The organism is Paraburkholderia sp. BL21I4N1, from assembly GCF_002973525.1.
Lineage (GTDB): Bacteria > Pseudomonadota > Gammaproteobacteria > Burkholderiales > Burkholderiaceae > Paraburkholderia.
Genome location: NZ_PVEN01000013.1, coordinates 186,857 through 212,654, shown reverse-complemented (window position 1 = coordinate 212,654; position 25,798 = coordinate 186,857). Strand labels below are relative to the sequence as shown.

Annotated in this window: 16 protein-coding genes; 4 read left to right on the top strand and 12 right to left on the bottom strand. The window is 63.5% G+C overall.

Going from position 1 to position 25,798, the window contains the following annotated elements:
* Nucleotides 1–668: 668 nt before the first annotated feature.
* Nucleotides 669–2,666 (top strand): RNA polymerase sigma factor RpoD, encoded by a 1,998-nt coding sequence (gene rpoD, locus B0G83_RS27815; RefSeq protein WP_105510588.1) that lies wholly within the window; start codon nt 669–671, stop codon nt 2,664–2,666.
* A gap of 291 nt (nt 2,667–2,957) precedes the next feature.
* Nucleotides 2,958–3,455 (top strand): PRC-barrel domain-containing protein, encoded by a 498-nt coding sequence (locus B0G83_RS27810; protein WP_105510587.1) that lies wholly within the window; start codon nt 2,958–2,960, stop codon nt 3,453–3,455.
* A 264-nt stretch (nt 3,456–3,719) separates the two neighbouring features.
* On the opposite strand, the gene B0G83_RS27805 is transcribed toward B0G83_RS27810, so the two are convergent.
* From B0G83_RS27805 to B0G83_RS27750, 12 genes are all read right to left on the bottom strand, one after another.
* Nucleotides 3,720–4,781 (bottom strand): M48 family metallopeptidase, encoded by a 1,062-nt coding sequence (locus tag B0G83_RS27805; RefSeq protein WP_181157103.1) that lies wholly within the window; start codon nt 4,779–4,781, stop codon nt 3,720–3,722.
* Between the two features lie 7 nt (nt 4,782–4,788).
* Nucleotides 4,789–5,895 carry a YjgN family protein gene (locus B0G83_RS27800; protein WP_105510585.1) on the bottom strand — a complete coding sequence of 369 codons (1,107 nt, stop codon included), beginning with the start codon at nt 5,893–5,895 and terminating at the stop codon, nt 4,789–4,791.
* A gap of 134 nt (nt 5,896–6,029) precedes the next feature.
* Nucleotides 6,030–6,827: a YfaP family protein gene (locus B0G83_RS27795; protein ID WP_105510608.1), complete on the bottom strand. Its 798-nt coding sequence runs from the start codon at nt 6,825–6,827 to the stop codon at nt 6,030–6,032.
* A gap of 22 nt (nt 6,828–6,849) precedes the next feature.
* A complete protein-coding gene (locus B0G83_RS27790) occupies nt 6,850–7,617 on the bottom strand; it encodes a YfaP family protein (RefSeq protein ID WP_105510607.1) in 768 nt (255 codons plus the stop codon).
* A gap of 140 nt (nt 7,618–7,757) precedes the next feature.
* Entirely contained in the window at nt 7,758–9,530 is a 1,773-nt protein-coding gene (locus B0G83_RS27785) for a DUF2300 domain-containing protein (protein ID WP_105510584.1), read from the bottom strand.
* Nucleotides 9,531–9,541: 11 nt separating this feature from the next.
* The gene (locus B0G83_RS27780; protein ID WP_105510583.1) at nt 9,542–14,341 is read right to left on the bottom strand and encodes an alpha-2-macroglobulin; all 4,800 of its coding nucleotides are present in this window, start codon (nt 14,339–14,341) and stop codon (nt 9,542–9,544) included.
* A complete protein-coding gene (locus B0G83_RS27775) occupies nt 14,338–15,042 on the bottom strand; it encodes a DUF1175 family protein (protein WP_105510606.1) in 705 nt (234 codons plus the stop codon). Before B0G83_RS27775 ends, B0G83_RS27780 begins: the two co-directional genes overlap by 4 nt.
* Nucleotides 15,043–15,114: 72 nt before the next feature.
* Nucleotides 15,115–16,905, bottom strand: a complete 1,791-nt coding sequence (locus B0G83_RS27770; RefSeq protein ID WP_105510582.1) for a DUF2138 domain-containing protein — start codon at nt 16,903–16,905, stop codon at nt 15,115–15,117.
* Nucleotides 16,906–17,261: 356 nt separating this feature from the next.
* Entirely contained in the window at nt 17,262–18,458 is a 1,197-nt protein-coding gene (locus tag B0G83_RS27765) for a PLP-dependent aminotransferase family protein (protein ID WP_105510581.1), read from the bottom strand.
* Nucleotides 18,459–18,640: 182 nt separating this feature from the next.
* Nucleotides 18,641–19,813: an FAD-binding oxidoreductase gene (locus B0G83_RS27760; protein WP_105510580.1), complete on the bottom strand. Its 1,173-nt coding sequence runs from the start codon at nt 19,811–19,813 to the stop codon at nt 18,641–18,643.
* Nucleotides 19,814–19,958: 145 nt separating this feature from the next.
* A complete protein-coding gene (locus B0G83_RS27755; RefSeq protein WP_105510579.1) occupies nt 19,959–21,458 on the bottom strand; it encodes an aldehyde dehydrogenase family protein in 1,500 nt (499 codons plus the stop codon).
* A gap of 252 nt (nt 21,459–21,710) precedes the next feature.
* Nucleotides 21,711–22,559, bottom strand: coding sequence for a MaoC family dehydratase N-terminal domain-containing protein (locus B0G83_RS27750; RefSeq protein ID WP_105510578.1), 849 nt, complete (start codon nt 22,557–22,559; stop codon nt 21,711–21,713).
* Nucleotides 22,560–22,737: 178 nt separating this feature from the next.
* On the opposite strand from B0G83_RS27750, the gene B0G83_RS27745 reads away from it, so the two are divergent.
* Nucleotides 22,738–23,511: a 2OG-Fe(II) oxygenase gene (locus B0G83_RS27745; RefSeq protein ID WP_105510577.1), complete on the top strand. Its 774-nt coding sequence runs from the start codon at nt 22,738–22,740 to the stop codon at nt 23,509–23,511.
* A gap of 279 nt (nt 23,512–23,790) precedes the next feature.
* The gene (locus B0G83_RS27740) at nt 23,791–25,767 is read left to right on the top strand and encodes an FUSC family protein (protein ID WP_105510576.1); all 1,977 of its coding nucleotides are present in this window, start codon (nt 23,791–23,793) and stop codon (nt 25,765–25,767) included.
* Nucleotides 25,768–25,798 lie beyond the last annotated feature (31 nt).

Sequence of the window (25,798 nt, the reverse complement as noted above, 5' to 3'; positions counted from 1 at the left end):
CTTTCGCTTTGCGGCAGATCCCGAAAGATCCGCCTCGCGTCTCGCATCAAGCGCCCACACTTATCGGCTGTTAATTTTTAAAGATCGATTACGCACTCACTACCGGAGCCGCACCCGCGTCGTCAACCTCACAACTACCGGCACTGCTTCGTTCTGCGTCGCTGCATCTGCAGCAGAGAAACGAGATTATGAAGAACGACTGACGTGTCGTCAACCCCCTTGCGTGAATTTTCTTTTGACGATGCCCACATCGACGCCAGAAACATCCTCCCTCCATATAGAGCAGAGGGAACCGATCGCGTCGTGTGCGGACGAACAGGTTCCTCTATAGTGAGGAGCTTGTAATCGACCAATCCGCACATACCTTGGTGTATCGACCTCAACACGCCCCACCGCGTGTGACCGGCGGGCTGCGAACGGACCTGTTGACACCGTGCATGACAATTTCCTGTGCACACAATGAGCGCGAACGCGCAAGCTCAGCTATAATGCGAGCCGCGCGAATTTCGCACATTTCTATCGGCCCGCTTCGAGCGGGCTCATCTTTTTTGCTCCCCAGAGCAACAGCCAAACAACCGCGTTGAGTCACTCAGGTGATGTTGAGCCATGCTCGAAACGCCTGACGGTCGCGTCTTGCGTCTCATAGCGAAGCCTCTAGAGGAGAATACGTGAACCCTTTTGATCGCGAAGATTCGCAACACGAAAACGCCAGCTACACCCCCAAAGCCCCTTCGGGCCGTACGGCCAAGGGCAAGGGCGCCGGCAAAGCGATCCCCGTGGCGGCGGCCGAACTGCCGCCGCAGCAGGCAGAAGAACGTCAGCGCCAGATGCGCGCGCTGATCCAGCTGGGTAAGGAGCAAGGCTACCTGACCCACGCCCAGATCAACGACCACCTGCCCGACAACTTCGCGCAGACGGCGGCGATCGACAGCATCGTCAGCGCGTTCAACGACATGGGCGTGCAGGTCTACGAGCAGGCTCCAGACGCCGAAACACTGCTGCTTAACTCGAACGCGCCCGCCGTGGTGTCGGACGATCAGGCGGACGAGGAAACTGAAGTCGCCCTGTCGACCGTCGACTCCGAGTTCGGCCGTACGACCGACCCGGTGCGTATGTACATGCGCGAAATGGGTGCAACCGAGCTGCTGACCCGCGCCGGCGAAATCGCCATCGCCAAGCGTATCGAAGACGGCCTGCACGAAATGGTGCAGGCGATCGCCGCTTGCCCGCTGGCGATCTCCGCCATTCTCGCGAGCGCCCAGCAGGTCGCGGACGGCGAACTGCGCATCGACGAAATGGTCGACGGTCTGAATGAAGAGACGGTCGCCGCCGAAGAAGAAGCCCCCAGCGCCGAGGCCGCAGCCGACGTCGACACGGACGCGGAAAGCGACGAAGAAGACGACAGCGACGACGTTAGCCCGGCCGATTCGTCCGCAGCGGACGAAGCACGCTTGAAGCAACTCACCAGCGACTGCCTCGAAATCTTCGCCCAGGTCGGCATGCTGTCCGACCAGATGAACGCTTCGCACACGCGCGGCGACGTCAGCTCGAAGGCCTATCTGCGCGCACGCGAAGAGATCCAGCAGCACCTCGCGAAGATCCGCTTCACGGCACGCACCATCGACCGTCTGTGCGGCGACGTGCAGCACCAGGTCGCACAGGTTCGCGCGATCGAACGCAACATACTGCAAATCGTCGTCGCGAAGAGCGGCATGCCGCGCGAGAAGTTCATCGAGTCGTTCGGCGGTCATGAAGCCGATCTCGGCTGGACGGAACGCGCAGCGCGCGGCACCACGTCGTACGGCGCGGCGCTGGAGCGCAATCTGCCGGCCATTCAGTCCGAGCAGCAAAAACTGATCGAAATCGAAGCCACCGTTTCGCTGCCGCTCAAGCATCTGAAAGAAATCAATCGTCAGATGGTTGCGGCCGAGTCGAAGATGCGCAAGGCCAAGAGTGAAATGATCGAGGCGAATCTGCGTCTCGTGATCTCGATCGCGAAGAAGTACGTGAACCGCGGCATGCTGTTCCTCGACCTGATCCAGGAAGGCAACATCGGCCTGATGAAGGCGGTGGACAAGTTCGAATACCGTCGCGGCTGGAAGTTTTCCACGTACGCAACGTGGTGGGTTCGCCAGGCCGTGACGCGTTCGCTCGCCGACCAGGCCCGTACGATTCGCGTGCCGGTGCACATGATCGAAACGATCAACAAGCTCAACCGCATTTCGCGCGAGATCCTGCAGCAGACCGGTCAGGAAGCGCATCCGTCGGTGCTGGCGGAACGCATGGAACTGTCTGAAGAAAAGGTCCGCGGCATTCTGAAGATCGCCAAGCAGCCGGTCTCGATGGAAACGCCGGTCGGCGACGACGGCGATGCCACGCTCGGCGACATGATCGAAGATTCGGCGGCTTCGTCACCGGCCGACGCCGCGATGCAAGCCGACTTGCGCGCCGCCATCGACGACGCGCTCGACTCGCTGTCGCCGCGTGAAGCGAAGGTGCTGCGCATGCGCTACGGCATCAACACGAAGTCGGACCACACCCTCGAAGAAGTCGGCAAGCAGTTCGACGTCACGCGCGAGCGGATTCGTCAGATCGAAAGCAAGGCAATGCGCAAGCTGATGCATCCGAGCCGCGCTGATCGTCTGAAGTCGTTCCTCGACCGTTAAGCTGTCTGTTTTACGCTTGCCGTGCGCCTTGCACGGCAAGCGGCCTCGCCTGCAAGACCCTCTCGCAAGACCCTTCTGCAAGTCCCTGCCGCAAGCCGCTCCTGCATCACCTCCGCAGCACTCTCCGCCTCACAGCTGCAACCTCGCCCCTCCCACCGCCATCCCGCCGCATACCAGCAACACTCGGCCCATCATCACCCGCCACACCGTCGCACCTCACCACCACTCCCGCCCCCAACAGGCACGTGCATTGCGCACCCGCTACACAAGCGTTTCCATAAGGGAGCCATCATGGCCTCGCTCACCCCTCAAAACCCGGCAGTCGCGGGCACCGCCAACACCTCCGCTACCACCCAAGGCGCCGCCATCGTCGGCCTTGGCGTCGGCGACGGTCCCGGTCCGGAAGTCATGGCCGCCTCGACGCTCGACGGCAACAAGGTCATCTCTTCCGACGGCGAACACGTCGGCAAAATCGCGGCCATCATGCTCGACGTACGCGGCGGACGAATCGCTTACGCGGTGTTATCGAGCGGCGGTTTTCTCGGCATGGGCGACACGTTACACGCAATACCGTGGAGCACGCTCACGCTCGACACCGACGACAAATGCTTCGTGCTCGACGCCCCTGCCGAGCGGATCAAAAGCGCGCCGGGTTTCGATAAGGATCACTGGCCGTCGATGGCGGACATGCAATGGGGTGCGACGGTGCACGCCTACTACGACCGCCAACCGTATTGGACGGCGACGCGAGATGTCGTGGAAAACAGGGAAGCGGACTCGAACTTCTGAAGAGGGAAGCACCGGCAACGTCAGCGCGCCGAGCCAACGTCAACCGATCGAAGCGGTCAAAGCAGTCCGAACGGCTCGCGGCAAGGCAAGGCAAAGCAAAGCAAAGCAAAGCAGCCACGACGGCCACCGCTCCATTTGTCCACAGAAATTGTTCGCAAGCCTGTGGACAACCTGAGCATGACTCACGTAACGCATTGATCGCATTGACTTGCACGACCGCGCTCGCAATGGCGCAACAACGCAAAACCAACGAGCCCCGCAATGTCACGGTTTCGCGCACATGTCCCGAACCGCCGCCCATTGCTGCGCCGTCAACGCACTTTCGCCGAGCGGCGAACCTTGGCTGCGTTTCTCACGATCAGCCGTCCGCGGATGATCCGACAGAAACTCAATCGCCGCGCTAGCGCTGCCCTCGCGCTTTTCGGTCAACGCGAAAAAACCTGCCAGCCCGTCGCTGCGCAATCCGCTCGCTTGCAGATAGGCGACGCCGTTCGCATCGGCGAGGCGCTCCATATCGCGGCTATACGACAAGTTGACCAATCGCCCGGCCAGCGACGACACATCCACGAATCCAGGATTGATGCCCAGCGTGGCGCTGATCAACCCGATTCCCGCGCCGCGAAACAGCGCGACCACGGGATCGCGTCGCGCGATATGTCCGGTTTCATGCGCCATCACGCCCGCCAGCTGATCGGCACTGCCAACCCGCTGAATCAGCCCCTGCATGATGACCATGCGCCCGCCGGGCAACGTCAGCGCATTCGCCGTTTTGCTGTCGATCACCACCAGCCGCACCGGTTGCGCGATGCCCGCCGCGCGCGCCAGCCGCGCTTCGAGCTGCTCGAGCACGCGTTGTCCCTCAGCGCCGACGCACACCCGATGCTTGCCGACCACGACCGTTTCCACCATCTCGCCGAGCTGGTTTTCGGCACTACGCGGCATCAGTGCCGCGCCGACCGCCGGCAATGTCGTAACCAGCGCAAACGCCACCGCCAGTGTCGCTACGCCGACCATCGCCCAGCCCAAATACTGCCGACGCCGCTTACGCGGCGTCGTGACCTGTGCGGCAATCTGAGGCGGCAAAGCGTCGATGCCGGTCGACACGCGACCCAACTCACCCTTGCACGACAACGCGACTCTGCCGTCCGGATCCGGCTCGCCGACGATCAGCCGCGCACGCGGCCAGACCGCCAGCTCACCAGCGACACCGTCGATCGACAGAAACGTGCCGCTCCAACGCAGCGTCGCGCTATACGCCGCCGCGCTGCGCCCATCGAAATAGCGCGTCTCAACGGAGCGCGCCGCGTCGGAGCCCGTCGCCATCATTCCGCGCTCAGAACGCGCCGCCATGGTCGAGCAGGTTCAACATGCCTTCGCCGGTACGCGGCGGCGCCTGATCGTTTTGACCGAGTGTCTGCGGGTCGAGTTGGCCCGAGACCTGAACCGTATCCGCCACCAGGCGCATCACGCGATGCAGCACGATAGGCAGCCCCAACCCAAGCGTAAAGACGACGATCGCCAGATTGCCCAGCATCATGCCGAGCAAACGCTTCCCGGTCATGGTGCTGCCGAAACGCAGTTGCGAGCCGAGCGTGGTATTGCCCATCACATGGCGTGTCACGAGCGCCAGATAGGCGCACTGAATCAATAGCGCGCCGACGATGAACAACACATAAAACAGAAACACCGAGCCGAACGCCGCGGCCGCGCCGGGGTCGCCCGCCTTCAGCGGCGCATGACCGAACGGCAGCAGCAACATGAAGCTCTTGAAGAAAATCATGACGAGCACGGCAAACAGCGCGACCACGCCTACGAACGTCCCGACGAACGCGCCATACAGCGCGCCGGCGCGACCCTGGAAATGGAATTGCTGACTGCCGAAGCTGCTCGCGTTAATGCGGCGCTCGGCGAGTCGCATGGACACCCAAGGCAACAACTGCCACAGCGTGACGATGCACAGCAGACCGTACAGCAGCGCATAGCCACCGTAGACCAGCGACGAACCCGTCATGCCGCCGCGAATCCCGCACCACTGCGTGCGACTCAGACGGTAACGCTGCGCGCTGAAATAGGCACCCGCCGCGACCACCGCGATCAGGATGTAGAAGGCGATCATCGGCAACGCGGCCAGCAAGGCACTGCCGGTCAATACGTGCAAAATCGCGCTGAGAACGCCCGCGCCGACAACCGCGCCGATCAGAATCGCGATCGCCAGCAGAAAACCTTTGAACAGCTCACCACCGGTTCCGGTGTATTCAAACCGTTCGCCTTGAAACTGCATTCTCGACCAGATATACCGGCGGGTATTAGTGGTCGCCCAAAAACGATAAATCCCCAAGGTGATGATCTGCAGCAGCAGATTTTTGATGAAAATGCCGTACAGCTCCCCAATCTTGCCGTCGTAGGTCAATAGCGGCTGCTTCTGGTCGAGTGAATTCATTTCTGCTTCCCCCTTCTGATTTATTGACGTTTTGATGACCCGCGAACGCACGGATCTGGCGGACTTACGCTCCTGGTTAACTCCCCCGGCAATGTAAAACCGGCGGAGTCTTAAAGACAATCACACGACACACTTCACGGCAGTACAAACGTCTTCACAAGCGTCAACTCACCGGGTTTGCGCATCGGCACCCGAATCGTTTCGCTCTTTTCGTCGGGCGTATTTTCGTTGGTGATGATGGTGATCTGCGCGACCGTGATATCCGCGCCGCTATTGCCATTGCCGTAGTAATTCACATAAACCAGATAGGTGCCCTTCAACGGCGCGGCCGACGAGTAAATCTCCGGTCCATAGCCGGTCGTCACATCCACGTCGAGCGAGCCGCCGTTCGGCGCCACGCGGTCGCCGTACCAGGTATGCACGCCATCGGGCGATACGATGTGCAGGTCCAGATCGGTGCCGTCGGTGTCCCACGCGAGCAGCACGCGCAGCTTCGGCTGGGTCTTGCCGCTGTATGCGTCGTAGAACTGCACGCGCTTACGGGTGCCGTCCGGCGCACGCAGCTCGATGCCGTTGCTGCCGGAAGGAAACGCGTAAGGGCGCGAGAACTTGCCGTCCTCTTCCACGCGCTGCGGTAGCGGCGTGCCGTTCACCACCAGCGTGCCGACCGAGGTGCCCTTCTTCTTGGGCGTGTTGCGGATCTGCCCTTCGATCAGCGCGAACTTCGATTGGCCTTCCGGCGTCTGCACCGACACGGCCGGGTAATGCACGTCCTGCGTGTAACGCTCGGTGTCGCCGCTGGTGTTGCGCCAGCCGTTCAACGGCGCGGCAAAGTCGATATCACTCGCACGCGCCACGCTTGCCGCCTGCAAGCCAGCGACGACCAGCACACCACAAGCCGCCTTCATCCACCGCGTCGTTCTGGACGTCATCTTCACCGCTCCCATCCCGCTGTCAAAGTCGCTCGCTTTTCACGAGCATCAGATCGCCGATTTTGCGCAGCGGCACGATCATCGTTTCACGCCGTTCGTTCGGCGTATTTTCATTGAATACCAGTGTCAGCGTCGCCGTGATCACGTCGCGATCGTGCGCGGCGGCGTCGAAGTTATAGCCGGTCGAATCGAAGTTGCCCCAGTAATTCAAGAAGAACAGCCACGTGCCGTGTTCCGGCGCCGCCGACGAAAAAATCCCCGGCCCCGCGCCGTCCACCGAATCGACGTCGAAGCCGCTGCCGTCGTCGAGTGTCGGGTTGGCGAAGAACGCGTGCAGACCATCGGGCGTGATCACGTGCAGATCGACCTGGGCATGCGGATCGTCCCACGTGACGATCGCGCGCAATTTCGCCTGCGGCTTGCTGTGGTCGGCTTCGTAAAACTGCATGCGCTGGTGCTGTTTGCCGTCGGCGGAAATCAGCTCGATGCTGTTCGAGCCCGCGCCGAACGCCCACGGACGCGCGAACGCGCCCTCGTCGTCGGTATAGAGCGGCGTCGGGTTGCCGTTGACGACCAGCGTAGGCGGTTTGCGCGCGTGCTTGTCGATGTGCTTCAGGCGCCCTTCGATCAGCGTGCGGTAGCGCTGCGCGCCACGATCGACCGGCGGCCGCGGATACGCGGCGACGAAATGCTCGCCTTCGTTCGTCAGCCCGCTATGCCGCCAGCCGCCGAAAGCGCCGGTGAGATCGGCGATGGCGCCACCGGTATCGGCTGCACGCGCCTCAGTCATCGTGGCAGCCAGCACCACGGCCGAAGCCGACGCGAACGAAACCGCAAACGAAACCGCGAGCGCCAGCGCGGCGCGTATCCGAACGCGACTCGGCGGAACCGGCCGGCCGCACAAACATGAAAGCGAACGTGAAGCGAAGTTCATTGGATCGGATTGTCGGTACGAATCAGCATGCGCGCGGTGCGTTCGACGAACTCTTCGTCGACGCCGCGCGGATGATGCTGAAACGCGAGGTGAATATATTCATGCGTCAGCGCGATGCGATCTTCTTCGGTCTGTAGCCGATAGATGTAGATGCGATTGCGCTGCGCATCCTCATAGGGCCGCCCTTCGCGCACCTCGCACACAGCCGGCAGATCGGGCGTCTCGTAGCCGGCCGCGCCGTCCAGACGCCGCGCCCACAGTTGCGCGTTGCGTCGCAGCCAGTCCTGCGCGCCGGCCACCGCGACGCAGTCGCCGGACAACGGGCTCAGGAACGACGTCAGCGTCGCTTGCGGCCAGGTGCGAGCGAGAATCGCGTCGAACGTCTGGCCGCTTTGCGCGGACGCCTTCGCCGCGAGCCAGCTCATCTGCCCCGGTGCGGCTTTGTCGTGGTGATACTGCACCGGCACACCGGTCAGCACCAGCGCGTCGGTCAGATCCGCGGCGCGGCGCGCGGCGGCGGTCGGTGCACGCGGCAGGACGCGCTGCGTACTGCTGCTGTCGTCGATCCGGTAACAGCCGTGATCGTGATTGCCGTGCTGCACGGCGTAGGTGCGCGCCGCCACCGCCAGCGCCTTGGCCGCCTCCGGCTGGCTCGTGTCGCCTTCCCGCTCGACCACACGCGCCACGTAGTCGTTCATACCGAAACGACCGACTATTTGCGGCGCGCCGCCCGCATCGCGATCGAGCCGCAACTCGCCGCGGCTCGTCACCCGCACCCAATTGCCGTTGACGAAACCGACGCGGAAATCGCCGCGCAAAGGCCCATCCGGCGCCGCAGCCGGGCCACTGTCGCCGAGTACTTCGCGAATCGGATAGCGGCTGAAAAAATCGACCAGCACGCACGCGCCGTCGTCGGGAATGGCGACTTGCGTCAGCAGCGGCGCGATGCGCGGCGCGGCGGCCGCGAGCACGCGCGGACTACCGCCCTGGCCGCCGAGCCACACCGGCGTGCCGTCGGCCAGCCAGCCCGCTGCCCCGCCGATCGACGCACCCGGCCGCGCCGGATCCGGCATGGTCCATGTTTTGGCGCGCAGCACGCTGCCGTAAAGCGCCACCGTGCCTTCGCCGCGTCCGCTGGTTAGCACCGACACCAGCGTGCTCGACGCCGCCTCACGCGGCCGGGCGGGCACCGCTTGCAACGCGACGAGCAGATCGCCTACCGGCACGCGGCGAGCCGGCGTCATTGCGTGAAGATCGCGCAGCCAGGCGGGTGCGTGAGCGGCGCTCCAATACTTGCGCCAGTCGGCGGAATCGAGTTGCAGGCGCGCCGGCTCGAAGAACAGTCCGCACGATTGCATCAGAGCATGTTCACGGTCGATATGACCGCCCGTCATGCAGCAATACACTTCCTCGCGATCGCCACCGTTGCAGGTGTAATCCGGCGTGGCGATGTTGCGATCGACCAGATACGCGTAGACGAACAACTTCCACACGCTGCCGAGCGGCGTTTCCAGCGTGGCCGGCAGCGCTTGCGCGGCTTGCGGCGCAAGACCGGTTGCCGGGCCGTCGGTGCTGGCCTGCCAGAGTTGGCTCCGGCCGTCGCGCAGCCAGGCGAAGCGCAGCAACGGCGCCTGAGACGCCACCTGAGATGCCACTGACATCGCAGCGGCCGACGCCGGCGCAGCGGCATACGTCACCGCGCCGACGACGAGCGCAACCCGCAGCGCAGTCACCAGACGATCACGGGTAGGCCGAAGCGTGCGGAGCATGATGGACTCGCTTACTCGATGCGCAGCGTATTCACGCGATCGCTCTTGCCGCCTTCGAACGCCTTCGCGTCCGGCTGATACATGCGGAAGTAGCGCGCGGGGGGCAACGTGAACGTACCCGGCAACGCGAAACGCACCAGTTGCCGCAACGTAACCGGACGGTCGAGCAAGGGCACCGGCTGGTGATACGCCAGTTCGCCCATCTCGTACGACGCGGCGCGCGCAAACGGCTGCGGACCGCTCACGCCTTCCTTCTCGCCCGGCAGACCGTCGATCGACACGCCCCAGCTAGTCGCTTCGACATCGCCACCCGGCGGCAGCGGCACGTCCAGCAAACCATAGTGGTAAGCATTGCCCGAGCGCGGCGTGAGCGTGACTTCGTCGACATACAGCGCGTTGCTGTCGATCGCGTCGCCCGACTTGACGCGCTTCGCGGTGAACGTCGCGCGGCCCAACTGGCTCTCGGCGCTTTCGCCCTTCTTCGGATCGGTCTTCACGTCCAGCGGTTCGAGCTTGTAGAAATGACGCTCGATCGTGATGTTCAGACGGCTGTCCTCGCTTGTGTGACTGCGGAACGAGACCAGCGCGTTGACGTCGGTTCGCGGCGCGCCAGCGTCGAGCGTGGTCGGCAGACTCGCGCCGCTCCACTTCCACAGCGGCGTGCCGGTCGGCGTGGTGGCCCGTGTCCAGCCCGCTCCTTGCAGCGACGGCAGCGTACCCACCGGCGCGTCGGCGCCGAGCCCCTTGCGCAACCACAACAACGTCAGCGCACGGTCGAGCGTCGGGTAATCGGCGCTGCTCTTCGCGAGCAAGGCCGACGTGTCCACCGCCGCACCGCTATCGCCACCGGTCATTACCAGCAGGCTTTGCACTAGCGGCGCCGGATCGTTCGTCAACGCGGTACGCGCGGCGTTCGCGGCGGTGTCGAAACCGTCCGGCAGTTGCGCGTTCGTGCCGCGCGCCATCGTGGCGATCAGCAGCATCGCCATTTGCTTGCCGCGCGGCGAATCGGCTTGCGCGAAGACGATCGAGTCCGATGCGCCATACGCCGGGTCTTTGTCTGCCGCAGCCGGCGCATTGGCGCTCGCCGCGGCATCGCTCAACAAATCAGACGCGACGCCCGAAACCGGCGTAGCGACCGGCAAGCCCATCTGCTGCATGAACCACAACGCCAGCGCGCGGTGCAACAGCGGTTCTTTCGCGCCGGCATCGCGATACACGTCCATGGCGTGCTGCCAGTTGTCGGCGGGCAAGCTGATGCCGAGGCTGCGGCTCGCGAGCCAGTCCGCGTAATACGCGTAGGCCGTGATCAGCGCGCTGCCGCCGGTGGTATCGCCCCACCAGCCGAACGTGCCACCGACACCCGCCAGCATCGCCAGACGCTGCCGCTGATTGCGCAGCAGCGCTTCGAGCCCTTGCGTGGAACTCGCGTTATCGCCGTGGCCGATCGCATCATGCGCGAGCGCTAGCGGAATCAAGCGGCTTGACGTCTGTTCGGCGCATCCGTACGGATAGTTGATCAGATCGTCGGCGACGCGCATGAACTGGCTGGCCGCGCTGCCGATAAAACGCACGCTAACGTCCTGCGCGTCTTGCGGCAAATTGAGCGGCTTGTTCGAGCCGTCCAGCGCGACCGTGTTCTGATGCAGATCGAGCCAGCCGCTGGCGTCGAGATGAATCGTGGTCTGCAAGCGGTCCACGTCTTTCCCGTCACGGCGCAAGCTCGCGTTGATCACGCCGGCCTTCAGCGCGCCGCTCGGCAAGCGCAGATAGTTCGCGCCGCGTTTGAGCGTGACCTTCTGATTCAGCGAGAGACCGCCGCCGTCCACCAGCCACTGCGCATCCATGTCCGCGTCGGTCTGGTTGAAGGCGATCATGTCGACGGTCGGCTGATCGTTCAGGCGGAAATGCGACGGCCCGCTCCACTTCAGATACAGCGCCTTGTCCGAACGCACGTACGCGGTGCGCTGCCCGACCATGCCGTCCGGCGCCGCCGCGCGCACCGTGATGCGCCAGCGCGCGAGCGAGTCCGGCATCTTGAAGGTCATCGTGGCGTGACCGTTCGCGTCGGTTTTCAGGTTGCCTTCCCACGCGGCCGTGTCCTGATCGTCGCGACGCGGCCGTTCGAGCACCTTCACGCCGCGCTCGTTGTAGTTCGCGCGTTGCGGGCCGCCCGGCGCGCCCTTCAGCGGCGCACGCGCGAGGTCGTACGTAATGAACGACAGACTCGACGAGGTTCGCCCGTTATTGCGGCGCGGGTGATAGAAAAAGTCGACGATATTCGGCGCGATTTCCGGCTGCAACACGTAGACCATTTCATCGACCACGCTCACCGTCAGGTTCGCCGCCTCCGGCTTGCTGCTCAACGTGCTGTCGAAATTCAGCGTGACCGTGTCGCCCGGGCCATACACCGGCTTGTCGCTCTTCACGTTCAGCTCGATCTGCGGCTGCGCGACGACAATGCCCGCGTTCTGGAACACGTACTCGCCTGCATGGACGTACAGCACGGAAAACGTCATGTTCGGCGCGAACTCCGCGCCGACCTTGATGCGCGCCTTCCATTGCGACGGCGCGACACGTTGCAGTTGCAACCAGTCGCCGCCCGCCGACAGCAGCGCGCGATGTTCGACGTTGTCGCGTTCGAGCGTCAGCAGCGCGTCGTCGACCGGCATCGGGAACGTGATGAGCGCTTCGGCGGTGTCGCCGATCTTGTACCGGTCGCGGTCGAACACGATTTCGACGCTGCCCGGAATCGCTTTCAAGCCGTCGCCCGCGACCCAATGGCTGGCGGCGGCGAGCAGATTGCCCTGGTCGTCTTTGACGGACAGCATGTACGAACCCGGTTCGTCGAACTGCACCGGGAACGACAATTTGCCGCCCGCGGCGGTGCCCTTCAGCGCACCTTCGCCATGCGTCTGCGATTCGAGGCGCGTCCATTCCCATTTGGCCGGCGCATGCGACGCGGGGTCGAGCGCTCCGAGCGCCTGCAGGTCGAAGTTGACGGCTTCCTTAGGCTGCGAGAACGACTTCACGGTCGTCAACCGATACGGCGTCGCGCCGCGCGCGATCAGCACTTCGCGCGTTACGCGCACCTTGTAGGCTGCGCCGTCCTGAGCGAACAGCGTCAACGCGTAGCGGCTCGGTTCCTTCGCCGCCGGCAGCGTGAGACTCGCGTTGCCGTCGCTATCCGTCGTCAACTCCTGCTGTTCGAGCTTGACCGGAAAGAGGCCCGCGTACCGCAGTTCGCCGTCGACGATCGTGACCTTCTGCGCGCGCAACGTAACCGATATCTTGCTGTCGCGCACCGGCTTGCCGTCCGGATAGCGCAACTGGATCTTGCCCTTCAATGGCTCGCCGGTCGCGTAGTCGGCCTTGTCCATCGATAGGTTGACGTCGAAATGCGGCTTCACATATTCGGCGACACGGAACGCGCTGCCGTAGACGTCGCCGTTGTAATCGAAGCGCAGCGTGTAGCCGCCGGCGGTGGCGTCGGCGGGCAGCGTGAAGGCGGTGTCCGCGCCGGTGTCGGACGCGAAATGCACCTTGCTGGTCGCGACCGGCGCACCGTTCGGATCGAGCACGTCGAGCTTGATGTCGGCTTCGGCGGGCGCGGTGGATTGCGTCGCGTTCTGGAACGTGCGGCCGATAAACTTCACATGTACCGGATCGCCGGGTCGGTACATCGGCCGGTCGGTCACGGCGTAGATCTTCGTGTTGTAGATCTCGCTGTCGTAATAGAAATTCTCGGAGACGAACACGCCGCCCTGCGGATCGGCGCCGAGCACGTAACTGCGCTCGGGGCTCACGTGTTGCAACATCAGCGCGCCGTCGTTGCCGGTCGTACCGCTTTGCAAAACGCCCACGCCATCGGTCCAGCTCACGTCCGTATTCGCGACCGGCTTGCCGTTGTCGCGCCGCGTGGTCCACACCAGCATGCCGCTCGACGCCGCTTTAACGACCGCCACCGTGTCCGACACGAACAGCAGCGTATGTGCGCGATAGTTGCCGATCACGGCCTCGACGATATACAGCCCCGGCGGCAGCTTGCCGACCGGAATCATCACGTTGCCCGAACTGGCTTCGATAAAGTTGCTGCTACTGCCCTCCAGATTCACGCCCTTGGGCGACTCGATCACTTTCGCGTCCCAGATCGGATAACGGAAACGCGCGACGATGTCATAGCCCTTCAGCGGCGCGAATTGCGCGTTCGGCTCGAACTGCGTTGCCTTGCCGGTCTGCTCGCCGAGCTTGAATTGCGGTGCCGCTTCGGTCGCCTTGCTGCGCGTCGCGAACGACAACACCCGCTGCCATGCGCGGCGCGCTTCGGTGAACCAGCGGTCCCACAGATACGCGAGCGTATTCGCGAGCCCTTCGCCCTGATAATTCGGCGCGACATTCACACGATGCAGATTCTTTTGCGCCTTCAGAAAGTCCAGCGGCTTCGCGACGCGATACACGACGATGTCCGCGCCGCCGTATGCCTGCAGCGCGTCCTTGTACTCGCGGCCGGGCGCTTCCAGGCGCACCTGCGCCAGTTGATCGCTGCCGAAGCTCGCGTCCGAGAGCAGGAAGAACGGCTGGCCGTCGACTTTCTGCGAACTGAAGTTGCTGGTCGGCGCGGCACGCAGGGTTGGATTCGCGGCGATGTTGTTATCGGCGGCGCCGGCTGCCGACGCGCTGTCGTCGGCATAAGCGGACGGTGCGAGCGCCAAGGTCATGGCGGCAAGCAGTGCGGCCAGCGTGACGGCCGCGCGATTGCGCGCACGATTCAACCAACCAGTCGATGGCATGACGGAGTTCATTCGGTTCATGGTGTCAAAAAGTCCAAACGAAACACGCCAACGAAATTCGGATTGCCGTCGAGCGGCTGCCAGCGGGAATCTTTCCATTGCATCAGGTCGGAAACGGCGACGGCGCGCAAACCGGGATCGGTCGGCGTGACGGTGCCTGTGTGATAAGCGATGTAGCGATCCAGCCATATCATCAGATGCTGGTCGTCGCCCTGGTCGAAGAACAACAGATCGCCGGGCAGCGCCTGGTTGACGTCCTTCGAGACAAAACGGCTGTTGCGTTGAATCAGTGCGATCGCCGACGCGTACGCGCCGGTCGAACCGTCGAGTTGCGTCCAGCGATTCGCGAGCGTGCGCTGCGACGCGGAGAGTTGCAGCTCGGGCGGCATGCTGCCGGTGTCCGCCAGACTGGTCATGCCGTTGGCGCGCAGCCAGCGGGTGTCGTGCGATTTAAGCGTCTCGCCGACCGCGAAGCGCACAAGGCCCGCGCAGTCGCGTTGCGTCCAGCGTGGCGTCGGGCCGCGCCGCATCTGCTGATCGACGATCCGCACGAACCACGCGCGAAATGCAGCGGATTGTTGCGGCGAGAGCGCGTCGGGATCGGGCGAGGCGGTGGTACCGGTGAGCGCGTGCGCGTAGGGCGCGAGGCTCGCCAGCACGAATGTGGCAGCCGCGCGCGCCAGCCACGCGCGACGCGGCACCGAGCACGCCGCGGGCGCCACGAAGGCGCGCGACGTTGCGCAATCAGGCGCGTGGTTGGCCAACGCCGCGCCAAGGGCACGAACTGAGCGCACTTAATCGCCCTCGGTGCCAGGCTGGTCCGCCGGCGCATCCGTTGCGCTCGTGTCCGTCCCTGCGCCGCCCTTCGCTCGATCGAACCACCATTCGACCGGCACCCAGCCTGTCGAACCCGGCAGATTTTGCGGCAGGCTCAAAGAAACCGGCGGGTAATGCGCGAGCGCATGCAGCTTCGGCACGAGATGTGTCCGCGACGCATTGCGGAACACCGCTTCCTGATCGGCCGGCAACGCGGCGCCGGCTTCGCGCTCGATCAAAGCCGCGGCGGACGAAGGCGTCAGCGTCAGAATCGTGCGCGGCAAGCGCTGCGGCGCGAGCGTGTCGGCGAGCGCCGGATAGCGCTTGTCGAGCACCGCGAGCGTGTCGTCGACGAGACGGCTGTCAGGCGAGAAGATCAGATAGCCATGCGCGAGCGCGAGCGTCACCGGGAAATAGCGTTCCGCCGACAACTGCGCCGCGAACGACGCCTTGCTCGTCAACGCCGTCCCCGCGTTCGCGCTCACCGGACGTTGCCACACGGTGACGTCGGCGCCCTGGTCGTGCGTGGTGACCGGCAGGCGGCGATAGCCCGAATCGCTGCTGGCCGCTTGGGCCGCCTTCGCTTCATACGCGCCGATCACGTTGCCGAAGGTCTTGCCGAGCGCGGTCTTCAACGCGGCGATGCTGGCCGCGTCCTGCGTCTTCACACGCGCGACGAACACCGGGGCCACCAACGTCGACTTCGCGTACCAGCACACCGCCGCCGGGCCGGCAAGTTGATCGCCGATCGCGGCCGCGTTGTCCTCGCCGCCGTCCGCGACCTTGCCCAACAGACCCGACGCTTCCTTCCAGTCCGCCGGCAAACTGGTACACGCCGCGGCATTGGCCGGCAGCGCGCGCCACAAGTCGGTGCTGTTCCACTGCTGCGGCAGTTTGCCCGGCTCGATCAGCGCCGAGGTTTGCCAGCTCGCGGCCGCATTGCCGTTCGGTGAGAAATCGAAACGCAGCGCGTCGATGCCCGAGAAAAACGCCTGATAACCGAACGACAGATAATTCGCCGACACCACCAGCCGGTGGCCCTTCGGCGCGTCGCCCGGGGCGTCGAGGCGGTACGCGCTCGCCGCGTCGTCGCGGCCCGACGACAGCATCTCCGACACCGCGTCGCCGCGCTCGCCGAGCACGCCGCCCTTCTGATCGAGCAGCACGCCGGGCGCGGACATCACCACGAGGCGATCGTCTTTGGTCGCGAACAGCAGCGTGCGGCCCAAGGCCAGTTTCAATGCGTAGACCGGCACGTCGCCGGAGAGCTTGGCGACCTGGCTCAACTGCGCGTCGCTCGCGGCGACGTTCGCGTAGCCTTGCAGCAGCTTGGCGAGCCCGTTGCGATGCATCGACATCATCCAGTAGCCGAGGCGGCCGTCGGGCGAGCGCCACAACAGCACGTGCGCGGGCTCGTCGAACACGCGGCGGATCAGTTCGTCGCGCCAATCCAGTTGATGCTCGAACGCGAGACGCCGCAGCGCGCCTTCGGCGGACAGCCGCGTGTTATTCGATTCGTAATAGTCGACGAAGTCTTGTGTCAGCACGTCATGCAACAACGGCACCCGCAGCATGTCGCGCGGCAAGCGTGACAATGCTTCGCTGTCGATCACCGCGTCGGGATGGTGAATGTCGAGAACGACTTCGCTATTTTCGGCCCCAGTGGTTTTGCGATGCCCGAATGGACGCCACACCGCCTGAATGATCACGCCGGCCACGACCAGAAGACCGACCACCAGGATTGCAATTTTTTTGCGCGACATCTTCATCTGATTTCTTCTGGTTCGATGCGACGGTATTAACTTGGATGTCCGGCGAATTAAGCCAACCGAATCAATCGCCGAAGGCAGCGATCATAACCGATATTTTTTACAGAAAACCAGTGATGCTTTGTGCATCTTTCTTTTTAACAGTTTGCCACGTTTCCGTAGTTTGACGGAAAGGCACGTGCAATTCATTTTGATATTCGAAGGCGCATAGATGCGCGGTGAAGGAATCGGTTTTCATCCTATATCGCAGAGATTTAGGTCCCACATAAAAAAAACCCGGCTTCGCATACGCTGCTCGCCGGGTTATTTCAAGTATTGACCTTACCGCTTATCTGTGAATACCGCGTTCGCCGCTGTCAAACACGATCGAGCGCCTGCTTCATTCTTTGCACACCGGTTTCGACATCGGAAACGCCGGGCGCGGCAAATGACAGGCGCAGCGCGGCCTGATCGATATTGTCTTTATAGAACGCGACGCCCGGCACGAACATCACGTTCCGTTCGATACAGGCATGCAGATAATCCGTCGCATTCTGGCCGCTCTTTAATCGCGCCCACACGAACATGCCGCCGGCGGGACGATGAAAGGCGATGTGTTCCGCCAGATGCGTGTCCAGCGCATGGCAGAGTGCGCGGCATTTGCCGGCATAAGCCTCGACGATTCGCGGCAGATGACGTTCCAGCGCGCCCTGCGCCAGATAATCCGCGGCAATGGCCTGGGTCCACGGCGAGCTGCATAGATCGACGGTTTGTTTGGCCACCACGCAGCGTCGCAAAATCTCCGCGTGCGCGATCATCCAACCCACGCGCAAACCCGGCGCGACGATTTTCGACAGGCTGGAAAAATGGACCACCCAGTCGCGTGAGCCCGGCACCTGAGCACTCAAGGCCAGCAGCGAAGGCAAGGCGGCGCCGCTGAAACGCAGATCGCCATAGGGGTCGTCCTCGACGATCAGGAAGCGATAGCGCGCCGCGAGTTTCAGCAGTGCCGTGCGGCGCTCGAGCGATAAGGTCGCGCCGGTCGGATTGGCGAAGGTCGGCACCGTGTATAGCAGCTTCGGCGCGCGGCGCAGCGTGCCGGCTTCGAGTAGCGTGGCGAGTGCGGCGACGTCGAGGCCGTCGTGATCGACGGGCACCGTCACCACATCGGCCTCTTGCAGCTTCAACGCCTGCAAGGTCGCCGGATAGGCGGGCTGTTCGACCAGCACGACGTCGCCCGGCGCGACCATCACGCGCAGCAACAGATCGAAGCCTTGCTGCGAACCGGTCGTGACGAGCAGGTCTTGCGGCGCGCACGGCGTGCCGCGACGCGTCATCAAGCGGGCAAGTTCTTCCTTGAGAACCGGCAGGCCGTCGGTCGGGCCGTATTGCAGACACAGCGTCGGCTGTTGCGACGCGCGCGCCGCTGCGGCGTCGAGCCCTTCACGATCGAACAGATCAGCGGCCGGATAGCCGCCGGCAAACGAGATCATGCCGGGCTGCGCCAGATACTTGAACAGCTCGCGGATCGGCGAACCGCTGGGTGCTTCGAATGCGGGAGTGAATGCGAACATGGTGACGGGCCGTTGGTGGGCTGGCTAATTTGCCGGCTCGTTTGCCGACGCAGCCGCAGAGAAAGGAACGGCGTCGATTGTGGCCGCCGTCAGAATGCGCGGCAAACGAGTTCTACGCACCATGTGTTGCGGTTTTTGCATCAACTCGCCGCCGCATTACCCTGCGTCGCTGATGCATGGCGTTACACCACGTTCTTTTCCACAATCGGCCGGTTTTCCAGCACCCGCGTGAAGCTCAGCGAACCTAGATCGAGCGACGTATAACGACCATGCAAAATCAGTTCGCTAATGCCGCGCCCCGTGGCCGGACCTTGTTGCAAGCCGTGACCGCTGAATCCATTGGCGAAAATGCAGTTATCGACGTCGGGGTGATAGCCAATAATCGCGTTCTGATCGAGCACGTTGTATTCGTAGTAACCGGACCAGCAATTCTGCACACGCAGGGCTTCGAATTGCGGCACGCGGTGCGCGAGCGTCGGCCAGATGACTTCGTCGAATAGTGCGTGATCGACTTCGTCGAGCGGCAAATCGTCCGGATCGTTTTCCGGCGAAGGCGACGTACCGCAAATAAACGATTTGCCTTCGGGCCGAAAATACACGCCGCTCGGATCGATCAGCAGCGGACACCGCTCCAGTCGTCGCGGCGACGTAACGTTGAAAATACTGCGCCGGCGCGCGTACACCGGAATGTCGATACCGACCATCTCCGCCACGCGCCGCGACCATGCACCTGCGGCGTTCACGACCACGTCGCACGGATACGTTTCGCCGTTTGCGGTTTGCACTTGCGTGACACGTTTGCCATCACGATGAATCGCGGTGACGTCGGCGGCTACGTAGCGCGCGCCGAGCGCCTGGGCTTTTTTGCGCAGCGCCTGCACGAGACCGTAACCGTCGAACCAGCCCTCGCCGCTTTCGCCATAGGCACCGGCCACGAGGTCTTCCGTATTGAGCCACGGAAAGCGCGCTTGCAATTCGATCCGGTCGAGCAGACTGATGTCGGCGCCGAGACTTTTTTGCAGCGCGTGGTTTTCACGCAGCGTCGTCTCGCCGGCCGGCGTCGCGAGAAAAAGATAACCGCCTTCGTGGAGATCAATAGACGGTTTCGCGCCGTCGATCTCGAGCCGCTCGCCGATAGAGCGCAGAAACTCGATGCCGAACAGCGACATCTGAATGGAAAGCGGTGTGGAGAATTGCTGACGGATCGACGCCGCGGATAATGCCGACGAAGAGCGCGCGTAAGTCGGATCGCGTTCGATCACCGTCACGCTGACTGTCGGATCGGACAGTCGCAAGAAATACGCAATCGAGCTGCCGATTACCCCACCGCCGACGATGACGACTTTGGAACTCACGCCTTACTCCACGAGTAACGTGGCCGCTCTGCAACGCCGGGCGGCGCAAACGGATTGCTGAAGAGGTAGTACGAAAACAAAGCGGCAGCGGCGCGCGAATGCGCCGCTGCTTTCACCGACTGCGCTCGGTATTAACGAATCGGAATCAGTCGATATTGAAATCGATGCCCTGCGCGAGCGGCAATGCCGACGAGTAGTTCACCGTGTTGGTCGCGCGGCGCATATAGGCCTTCCACGAGTCCGAACCCGATTCGCGGCCGCCGCCGGTTTCCTTCTCGCCGCCGAACGCGCCGCCGATTTCCGCGCCGCTCGGTCCGATATTGACGTTGGCGATGCCGCAGTCGCTGCCCGCGTCGGACAGGAAACGTTCCGCTTCGCGCAGGTCGGTCGTGAACACGCACGACGACAAGCCATGCACGGCCGCGTTATTCGCTTCGACCGCATCCGCGAAATCGGAGTAGCGCAGCACGTACAAAATTGGCGCGAAGGTTTCCTTCAGCACCACCGACGTTTGCGACGGCATCTCGACGATCGCCGGACGCACGTAGTAGCCGCCTTCGTAACCCTTCACCTCGACGCGCTCGCCGCCGAACACCTTGCCGCCTTCAGCCGTGGCCTGCTGCAACGCTTCCTGCATGCGCGCGAACGACTGCTTGTCGATCAGCGGCCCCATCAGCGTGCCCTTTTCGAGCGGATTGCCGAGCGGCACCTTGCTGTATAGCTGCTTCAACCGTTCGATGGTTTTGTCGTACACGCTGTCGTGCACAAACAGACGGCGCAGCGACGTGCAACGCTGCCCTGCCGTGCCCACCGCCGAGAACAGAATGCCCCGCATGGCGAGTTCGTGATCCGCCGTTTGCGTGACGATGCCCGCGTTGTTGCCGCCGAGTTCGAGCAGCGAGCGGCCGAAGCGCTTGGCCACTTCCACGCCGACCGTGCGGCCCATCTCCGTGCTGCCCGTCGCGCTCACGATCGACGCACGCGGATCGGCCACCAGCTTCGCGCCGACGTCGCGGCCGCCGTTGATCAAGGCTGTCAGGCCGGCCGGCGCGTCGCCGAATTCCTGCAGCGCTTCGAGCAGAATCTGATTGACGGCGAGTGCCGTGAGCGGCGTCTTTTCCGACGGCTTCCAGATCACCGCGTTGCCGCAGACCAGCGCGAGCGCCGCATTCCACGACCACACGGCGGCCGGGAAATTGAACGCCGAGATCACCACGCAGGTGCCCATGGGATGCCACGTTTCCGCCATGCGATGCCCCGGACGCTCCGACGCAATCGTCAGGCCGTACAACTGACGCGACAGACCGACCGCGAAATCGCAGATGTCGATCATTTCCTGCACTTCGCCCATGCCCTCTTGCAGGATCTTGCCGGTTTCGAGCGTGATGATGCTGCCGAGCGCCTGCTTCTTTTCGCGCAGACGGTTGCCGAGCAAACGCACCAGTTCGCCGCGACGCGGCGCCGGCACGTTGCGCCAGGCGGTGTAGGCCACTTGCGCCTGGGCGAGGGCCGTGTCGACTTCCGCCACCGTGTTGCTGGCCACGCGGCCAATGAGCTCGCCGGTAATCGGCGAATGAACCGCGATGTCGCCGGCTTGCGCCGCTTGGGCAATGCCGAGGTCGGCGAGGATGGTGGAAGCGTCCATGAGAATCCCTTTAATTTCCGATGCGAAACAAGAGTAAGTTCGGAAACTATACACGCGGGTTTTTATGGCGGCAAGCGGATTTGCCCGGCGCGGATCGTGGGAAACCCCGGCCGGGCTTGCCAGATATGAATGACGCGCATAATTCGCGGACCGCTTGCTGGGCGGGCGGTGAGCGCGCGGACGGGGGCGCCTGCGCTTTGGACAAGCACTGGCGCCGTCACATTCGTTTCTTATTGGAAATGTGCGTGTGGCTCAGGCGAGCGCGGCCATTGCGCGCATGAGCAGGTAGCCTTCGTGGTCTTTGGCCCACAGTTCGACCGTCTTGCCGTCGGCGGCAAGCTTGCCGCATACCGTCAAGGGCTGGCCGGAGAAAGCCGGGCGCAGCGCCTTGAAAGCGAAGCTTTGCAACGCCGAGTCCGCGTCCGGCAGTTCGCGGCGCACCAGATCGACCAGCAAAGTCGCAATCAAAGGCCCATGCACGATCAGGCCGGGATAAGCTTCCGCCCCCGTCACATACGGATAGTCGTAGTGAATGCGGTGGCCGTTGAAGGTCAGCGCCGAGTAGCGGAACAGCAGGACCGCGTCGGCGTCGATCGTGCGGCTCCATGTTTCGCCTTCCGGCGCGCGCGCCGCTTGCGGCGGACGCGCGCCCGCCTCGGGCGCGTCGCGATAGACGATGTCGTGTTCCTCCTCCAGCTTCAGTTCGCCACCGGCTTCGATTGTGTGCTGCACCGTGACGAACACGAGCCGGCCCGAACGGCCCGTCTTGTCTTCGATATTGGCGATGGTCGACGTGCGCGTGGCGCGCTCCCCTACTTTGAGCGGCGCATGAAAAGTCAGACGCCCGCCGGCCCACATGCGACGCTGTAACGGCACCGGCGGCAGAAATCCGCCGCGCTCGGGGTGACCGTCCGGTCCGACCTTTGAAATCGGCGCGGCTTCCAGAAAGTAGAGCCAATGCCACAGCGGCGGCACGGCGATGCCGCTCTCCTCGCGATCGAGCGTGGCAGCCATCGCCTTGAGCGGAAACGCGGTGATGTCGTCTTTGACGACGATTTCCTTGAACAGCCAGTCGTCGAGTTTCTGTGAGGAGTCGGGCATGCGATGAGTCTCCGTGTTGCCGCTTTGGCGCTGAACGAGGGTCCTACTATGAACGATGCGAGCGGGTCGGGCAAAGCCGGGCGGGAAATGAAAGAGCAAGAGCCGGGATGTGTGGCCGATGGTGCGTGCTTACACTGCGTCACCGTCACCGCTCGAAAATTGCGGATGGAGATAGCTGATGAATACGATTGTGAGAGAGGCGCGCTCGTCTGATCTGACATTGCAGTTGGAATCGGATCGCGCCGAGACGCTGGCGCAGCGCGTCGACGCGGTCGACTGGTTCGGAGTGGAAGAAGAACTGAACGGCCACGGCTGCGCGATGTTGCGCAATCTGCTCAGCGCGGACGAATGCAATGCGCTGAGCGCACTTTATTCGCACGACAAGTTGTATCGCAGCCGTGTCGTGATGGCTCGGCACGGTTTCGGCCGGGGTGAATACAAGTACTTTGCGTATCCGTTGCCGTCGCTGATCGCCGATCTGCGCGGCGAGCTTTATCCGCGTCTCGCGCCGGTGGCGAATCGCTGGAACGAGGCGATGGGGATCGACGTCCGCTATCCGGCCGGGCACGCGGCGTTTATCGAGCGCTGCCACGCTGCCGGCCAGACGCGTCCGACGCCGTTGATTCTTCAGTACGCGCCGGACGACTACAACTGCCTGCATCAGGATCTCTACGGCGAGCACGTCTTTCCGCTCCAGGCGGCGATTCTGCTGTCCGAGCCGGGCATGGACTTTACCGGCGGCGAATTCGTGATGACGGAGCAGCGTCCGCGGATGCAGTCGCGCGCGGAAGTCGTACCGCTGCGTAAGGGCGATGCGGTGGTTTTTGCGGTACATCACCGGCCGGTGCAGGGCACACGTGGGCCGTACCGGGTGAATCTGCGGCATGGCGTGAGCCGCTTGCGCTCGGGCCAACGGCATACGCTCGGCGTCATTTTCCACGACGCCACCTGACGCGACGCGGTGCTGCGCTGCCGCAAAAATTCGACAAGCGTCATTTTGTCCAGGTATCATCCGGGAAAACCCGAACCCACCGGATGCGCCGCGCTACCCTTTGCAGCGTGTTTCGGTGTGCCTGTTCGAGTGTTATCGCCCGTCGTCGGACGGGACTGTTGGCCGGTGATCCCGGCATGACAGCCTGGTTCGGCGATACGTAGGTGGCGGGCTCCGTGCCCGCCCTGTCGCAATCGGCCACAAGCCGAAGGCGGCCATTTAGCCTGGATATCATCGATCATGATTGCTGCCGCGTTTTCGCGCGTCGCCGACCGTCTGCTAGCCGCGGACCCGGGACTCGTCCGCCTCCATAACGCGCTGCGCGTTGCGCTTGCCTGCCTGCTGACCGGCGTGGCAAGCATCGCGTGGACCGTGTCTCATCAGCAACCCATCACCCTCGCCGCGCCCGGCATCCTCTTCGCGATGGTCGCGCCGCTGTTCGTGCGCGACGCGCGACGGTCCGCGTGGTTTGGCACGCTCTTCTGTCTCTATCTATGCTCGTGCGTGTGTTTCGCCGCGGCGAGCGTATTGAGCCGCTATCCGCTCGCCGGCGATGCGGGTTTTCTCGTCGTGATGTTCGTCGGCATGCTGTGCCAGGCGTGCGGTCCGCGCGCGCTGGGTTGCGCGATGCTGGGCGTCGTGTGCTTTTACCTGGGGTTGTATCTGCATCCTTCGATGCAGCACCTCGTGGTGTCACTGTTGTTGTCAGCGTTCGGTCCGGTGATGGTGACGGTGGTTGGCCGTGTGCTGGTGCCGACGCGAGTCTCGGCAAGTTTCCGATTGGCCGTGCATACGGTCACGTTGCGTGCGACGCGTTTGCTGCATGCGCCGGGAGCGGCGAATCTTTCGTCGTTGAATGAAGCGGCGCTGTCGCTCGAAGAGCAACTGGCGCTGCTGAATCCGCCGGATGCCGAGACGATCCGCGAACGGATCGTCGAAGTAGAAGTCGCGGCGGGGCAGCATGCGTTTGCTGCGGGGCCGGCTTCGGGTTCGGTTGTAACGCTGGCGAGGGTGGAGGCTTTACGGCATGCGATTGGGCGGCTAAGGGAGATGGCGTGGCGCGATCGCACAGGAAGTGAGGCGGCGTTGTTGGCTTCAGGCGATAGCGTTGTTGTTGATGTTCGCGTCGTCAATTCCGCGACGCAGCGTTTCGCCGATTTGCGCGCGAAGTTCTGCTGGCTGCCCGCCACGCGAGCCACGACCGCCGCGTTTCTCGCGATGCTGATCGGCCACTCGCTGTCTCCCGAGCGATGGTTCTGGGCGGTGATTACGACGTTCGTGGTGTTCCTCGGCACACGATCGCGCGCCGATACCGTCTATCGCGGCGCGCAGCGGCTCGTCGGGACGCTGGCCGGTGCGTTGGTCAGCGTGCTGCTGGTTGCGCCGTTGCACGGCTCGCCCGCGTTGCTGGTGACGGCGATGGTGGTGTGCGTTTTCGGCTGGGCCTACTTCATTCTGAATGCGTACGCGCCAGGGGTGTTTTTTATCACCGTGCTCGTCGGGTTGGTTTATGGCGAGTTGGGCTTCGCGATGGGGCCGTTGGCCGAGCTGCGGATCGAAGAGGTGCTGGTGGGGTGTCTCGTGTCGTTCGCGGTCGCGATGTTGATGATGCCGCTTGCGGCGACGCGGCATGTGGAAGCGAGACGCGGGGCGGTGCTTGCGGCTTTGCGGGAGGTCGTGCGGGTGGCGGGTTATTCGCGGGCCCATGGTCACGGTGCTGCGGATGGGGCTGCGGAAGCGACGTCGGATGCGACTTCGGCGATGCGCAAACTCGATCGTAGTTGGCATGATCTTCGGATTGCGTTGAAACCGCTGCAGACTCAACGCGTTGTGGTGTGGAATCCGGATGTTGAGCTGGCTACCGGTTCGCTGCTTTGCTGCCTGCATTGGGCGCGGGTGTTGAGTGATTCGTCGCGACGCGATGATGCGGTGTCAGCCAGTGCTGCGCTCAATGCGGCAGAAGTCGGCGCAGCACATGTGGAATCGATCGTGGCGCGGCTGGATTCGTTGATTGCGCGGTACAGCGGTGCAGGTTCTGCGTTGGGCGGACTGGAAAAGCGTGAAGCGTCGGCTGCAGCGCTCGATGTCGATCCGGATGCGGCGCCGGCGCTGGCTCAACTCGACGGTGCCGTCGCGCAGTTGTTCGATCGGCTGACGCAGCCAGCCTCGCAGACGCGGCGGATATTCAATTGGGCGTTTAGAAGTCGGAGCGTTTAAAGACGGATGGCTGGCGTTGTAGTTCTGCAAG